This window comes from Acidaminococcus sp. CAG:542 (genome assembly GCF_000437815.1).
In the GTDB taxonomy this organism is placed as follows: domain Bacteria; phylum Bacillota; class Negativicutes; order Acidaminococcales; family Acidaminococcaceae; genus Acidaminococcus.
On the sequence record NZ_FR902003.1, the window covers coordinates 1 to 4378 of the forward strand.

Here is a 4378-nt window from a genome sequence, read left to right on the forward strand (position 1 = left end):
GGGACCAGCCGTGAGGCTGGTGGTGGGTTAGCATCCAACGGATGCGTTTACCATCAAAGAAACCCGCTTGCTGTGGGTTTCTTCCTTTTTTCATACATCCTCATCCCAGGGATTGATCCGGATGGGTTCTTTTTTCAGCATTTCTTTTTGTTCCGGGGTAAAATGGCATTTTCTGATCACGGCTTCGTAGACGTATTCTTTGAAATACTTTTCGGAGCAGACGAAATAGCCGTTCTTCCCCACTTCCTTGCCCCAGGAATTCTCGATCTTCCACCGGGTGGGACGGCCGCTGGCATCGAAATCCACCCCGGTCAGTAGCATGGCATGGGTGGCGGAGCTGGCTCCGTATTCCAGCCGCTTCCCTTTGGGCATATCCCAGGAAAATCCTCCCAGGAGCTTTTCCACCTGGACGCTGTCCGGATCCCAGATCCCTTCTTTCCGGGCTCCGTAGGCACCGGCGTCGCAGGCGAACCACACCGGTTCTCCGGCCTGGAGCTGGCGGACGCACAGGTCTTCCAGGGCTTCCTGGGACAGGTTCAGGGCTTCCATGTCCTTCCCCACCATGTTTTCCACAGCGTGGAAGGCCACCGGGGTATCCATTTCCTTGTCCGGGGTGGGTTCGTTGATCACGGGCATGTAGTCTTTCAGGACAAGGCCCACGTATTTGTCGTAGAATTCCCTGGGGGTCAGGTTCCGGTCACAGTGGTAGTTCTTGTCCTTGTCCCGCCAGGCAAAATCGAAGGTCTCCACCGGCGCCCCGAAGGCGATGCATTCCGCTTTGTACACTTCCGCCAGCATTTCCTTCTTCCGGGGATAGGGATCCTTTCCGGCAGCCACCAGTTCCCGGAGCTCCAGGGCATCTTTCCGGAGCAGCCGGTTCATGGCAGCCAGGAACCGGTCCGTATGTTCCGACTGGTAGGATTCCGGGTTGGCGGCTTTGGGCACCACCCCGTATTTGGCCGCCAGATGGGCCGCTTCACTCCAGTAGCCCCCATCCACCATGCCCCGGAGCACGTACTGCATGCTCTGGCCTTTCACGGGCTCCCCGGCCTGTTCGATGACCATTTCCAGGAAGTTGTTGGCCTTTTCCAGCTTGTCGTAAAAGCTGAGATAGTTCTGGGACAGTTCGAATTCCTCCAAGCCACACTTTTCCGCCACGATTTCCCGCATGATGTTGAGAGCCGCAAAGAGCCAGCACCGGCCGGACTTCTGCTGGGCGGTGATTCCCCGGGTCTTCACTTCCACCGCAAAGGGTCCCTGGTGGAGGGCCGCCTGCATGGGCACAAAAGACAGGTCCGCCAGGTCGGTTTTGGCCAGGGCACTGTTCAGGGTCCGGGCGGCTGCATCCCGGTCATAGGCAGCACGGAATTCTTTCAGCAAGGTATTGTTGATTTCTTTCATTGGATATCTTTCCTTTCTCGACAAAGGTTATTTGATTAGGGCGATCCGGGCCCCCAGGAGCATGAGCCCCATGCCCAAGGCCATCTGGAAGGTAATGGCCTCCCCCACAAAAAGCCAGGCGAAGAGAGGGCTCAGGGCCGGCTTGATGAAATAGGTCAGGCTCCCCAGGGTGATGCTCCCCACCTCCATGGCCCGGAACCAGCACAGGAAGGCCACCAGGGTGATGCCCAGGTACAGGGTGAGCACCCAGGGCAGGTTGGCCCAGGTGTAGCCGGTGAGAAGCGGGATATAGGCATAATTTCCCAGGCCGTGGGCAGTGAAAAAGGCCGCCACAGCGGGGATGTGGGACAGGAAGGCCACAAACAGCAGCTGGAGCCCGCCCCAGAAGAACGTCCAGGCAGTGACCGTCACGCTGCCCAGGGCCGGCATGAGCTTCTTGCCTCCCACCGCATACAGGCTGTACCCGAACACGCAGACCATGAGCCCCAAAAAGCCTCCCGGGTCCAGGGACATGTGGAATGGGTCCACCAAAACGGCAATGGCCAGCACCTGGAGCCCCAGGGCGGCGATTTCATACCGGGTAATGGGGGTCCCCAGGATCAGGGCCGCCAGCACCGTAATGAAAAGAGGCGTGCTGGAAAAGATCACCGCCGTATGGCTGGCTCCCAGCACCACCGAAGCCATCTGGTACAGAGGCCCCACCATGGCAATGCCCATGAATCCCAGGAAAAAGCAGAGTTTCTGCTGGGCAAAGGTAACCCGGGCATGCCGGGCCAAAAGCTGCTTCCGGCTCCAGGGCATCAAGGCCAGCCCGGCCAGGGTGTACCGTGTGGCATTCACCTGGACCCCGTTCAGGTCGCCATTGATTTTTTTCATGCATACTTCCGTAAGGCAGAAAAACAGCGCAGCCACCAGCATGCACAAGATGGCTTCACGGTGTTTGGTCATAAGGGGACACTTCCTTTGAATTGGAATTTTACTGTTCCAGCAGGTATCCATCGACTCTGACGGAATTTTTCTCTTTTTGGTCAAACCCGTCCTGGCTCCCTGCAAGCTGGGTAAAGATCAGCAGTTTCCCATCCTCCAGCTGAAGCTGGAGATCTTTTCCCTCCACCAGTCCGTTGGAAGGATATTTTTCCCGCAGCTGCTGCAGGTACGCATCATCTATGGGCAGGCTGTATGCAGTATTTCCCTCTCCGGAAAAACGCAGCCGGTGGTACTGGATATGGGCCCCCTTGATGATTATTACCCTGGAATAACCGCTGACCGGCAGTGTTGCAAGTTTTTGGCTGTAGTTATAATACCCGATACCGGTATGACCTTTTCCTTTGGGCGGACGAGGCAGGGTGGCCAGGAAGGGAGATTCTTTGATTTGTTCCACCAGAGGATACCGCCACCGGCCGGCGGAACCGGCCAGATAACCATAGCTGCTGCGGATCCGCTCCGCTTCCTCTGGAGAAATCTCTCGGGCGCTGACCAGTTTCCCCTTCTGGATCAGCTGATTCCGGGTGATGGTTTCTTCCAGGCGCCGTGCCTGGGACCAGGCAGGGAGGTCCACCAGGTTCAGGGGCGAAAATGCCAGGATCCCGCTGAGGATTCCGCACAACAGGTATATTTTCCGGGGTTTTTGCCTTGTAATGCCCCCGAGCAGGACACAAAGCCCCACGAAGGTGCAGCAGAGGGACAGATACCGGAGGGTTGTGAGCCCGTAGGCTTCCAAACGGATCCAGACGCCTCGGAGCTGAGCCGCTGCTATGGGAACCAGAAGGAGTGCTCCCCATTTCAGGACTTTCCGCACCCAGAGCGGCTGCTCTTCCGGGTAGGATAAGCAGAACAGGGTATAAAAAGCCAAAGCACAGGATCCAAAGGGATTCATGATACCATTTGGCAGAGCTCCCTCCCGGAGGCTTTTGGCCAGATAGAAATAAAGGATGACCACAAGGAGCGCGGCCGCCGGAAGAAGAAGGTTCCGGCAGAGTGATGAATACCAGTCCGGTATCGCCAGAGGTTCGTTTTCCCGGGGAATCTGGGCCAGCAGGACCTGCCAGGATACCACCCAGATGGAAAATACACAGGCCAGCTCCAGCCATTCCAGGGACAGTTTGGGGTACAGGAGCATCCGGATGCCGGAAAAGCAGAGGCCCAAAAGGGCAAAGGACAACCCTCCCAGGAGCAGGCTTTTGCCAAGGGCCAGCAGAAAAGCGGGAAAAAGCCCCTTTCGTCCCTGGGGTGTATCACAGAAAAAAAGGGTAAGCGCTGCGGACAGGGCGGCGGTGCCCCAAAGGCCCAGGAACAGGTAGTCATTAAAGGACGGGACCTGTTCCAGGCTCCGCCAGAGCAGAAGGAAAAGCAGGAAATTGGCCGCTTCCCGCCGGGGCTCGATCCTGCCGTATTTTTCGTTGTACAGCCGCCAAGGCACGGAAAGAAACATTACCAGCTGTACAGCCAAAAAGCCCTGACTGATTACCGTCCATTTGCTCCACTGGTCCCCCCGCCCGATGACAGTGAGCACCAGGAATACCAGAAAAAAGCTCCAACTGCCCAGAAAAGCCGTCTTGAAGCGCTGGTTCCGCTCCCAGATTTCCCTGCACAATCCTTTGAACCTGCTCAGCATAAAGGATGCCTCCCCTTGGATGTTCATTCCTTATGATTATAGCATGGATGGGAAGTGGGAGCGAGGCGGAAGTTGGTGTGGAGGGATAGAGGAAGACGGCGCCGGGATTGCATGGGGATCGCCACCGCCTGCACCAGCGGAAGTTAGTGCGGAGGCGAAGGAAGACGGCGCCGGGTATCGCGGCGCCTAACCCACCACCATTGCGCAAGCGCAACGGTCCCCCGCCCTTGCAAAGGGCGGATAGTAAGTACGCGGGCTTAACGCCCTGGTACTTGTAAAAAAGCAATGGGCCGCAGGCCCGAGCGTATATCCGCCCTTTACAAGGGCGGGGGTATCCATGCGCAGCATGGGTGGTGGGTTAGC

At 57.4% G+C, this 4378-nt stretch carries 3 protein-coding genes; all 3 read right to left on the minus strand.

Translation table 11 applies throughout. The features are described from left to right. Window positions 1-90: 90 nt before the first annotated feature. From QVO43_RS00195 to QVO43_RS00205, 3 genes are read right to left on the minus strand one after another with little or no spacing between them, the layout of a single operon-like run. Window positions 91-1401 (minus strand): aminopeptidase C, encoded by a 1311-nt coding sequence (locus tag QVO43_RS00195; RefSeq protein ID WP_022486630.1) that lies wholly within the window; start codon window positions 1399-1401, stop codon window positions 91-93. Between the two features lie 27 nt (window positions 1402-1428). Continuing rightward, window positions 1429-2349 (minus strand): DMT family transporter, encoded by a 921-nt coding sequence (locus QVO43_RS00200; RefSeq protein ID WP_022486631.1) that lies wholly within the window; start codon window positions 2347-2349, stop codon window positions 1429-1431. Between the two features lie 28 nt (window positions 2350-2377). After that, entirely contained in the window at window positions 2378-4015 is a 1638-nt protein-coding gene (locus QVO43_RS00205) for a DUF4153 domain-containing protein (RefSeq protein ID WP_022486632.1), read from the minus strand. Window positions 4016-4378 lie beyond the last annotated feature (363 nt).

Bases quoted from the DNA above. Each gene is read 5' to 3' on its own strand.
- QVO43_RS00195 (WP_022486630.1), bottom strand. From the start codon at position 1,401: ATGAAAGAAATCAACAATACCTTGCTGAAAGAATTCCGTGCTGCCTAT.
- QVO43_RS00200 (WP_022486631.1), bottom strand. From the start codon at position 2,349: ATGACCAAACACCGTGAAGCCATCTTGTGCATGCTGGTGGCTGCGCTG.
- QVO43_RS00205 (WP_022486632.1), bottom strand. From the start codon at position 4,015: ATGCTGAGCAGGTTCAAAGGATTGTGCAGGGAAATCTGGGAGCGGAAC.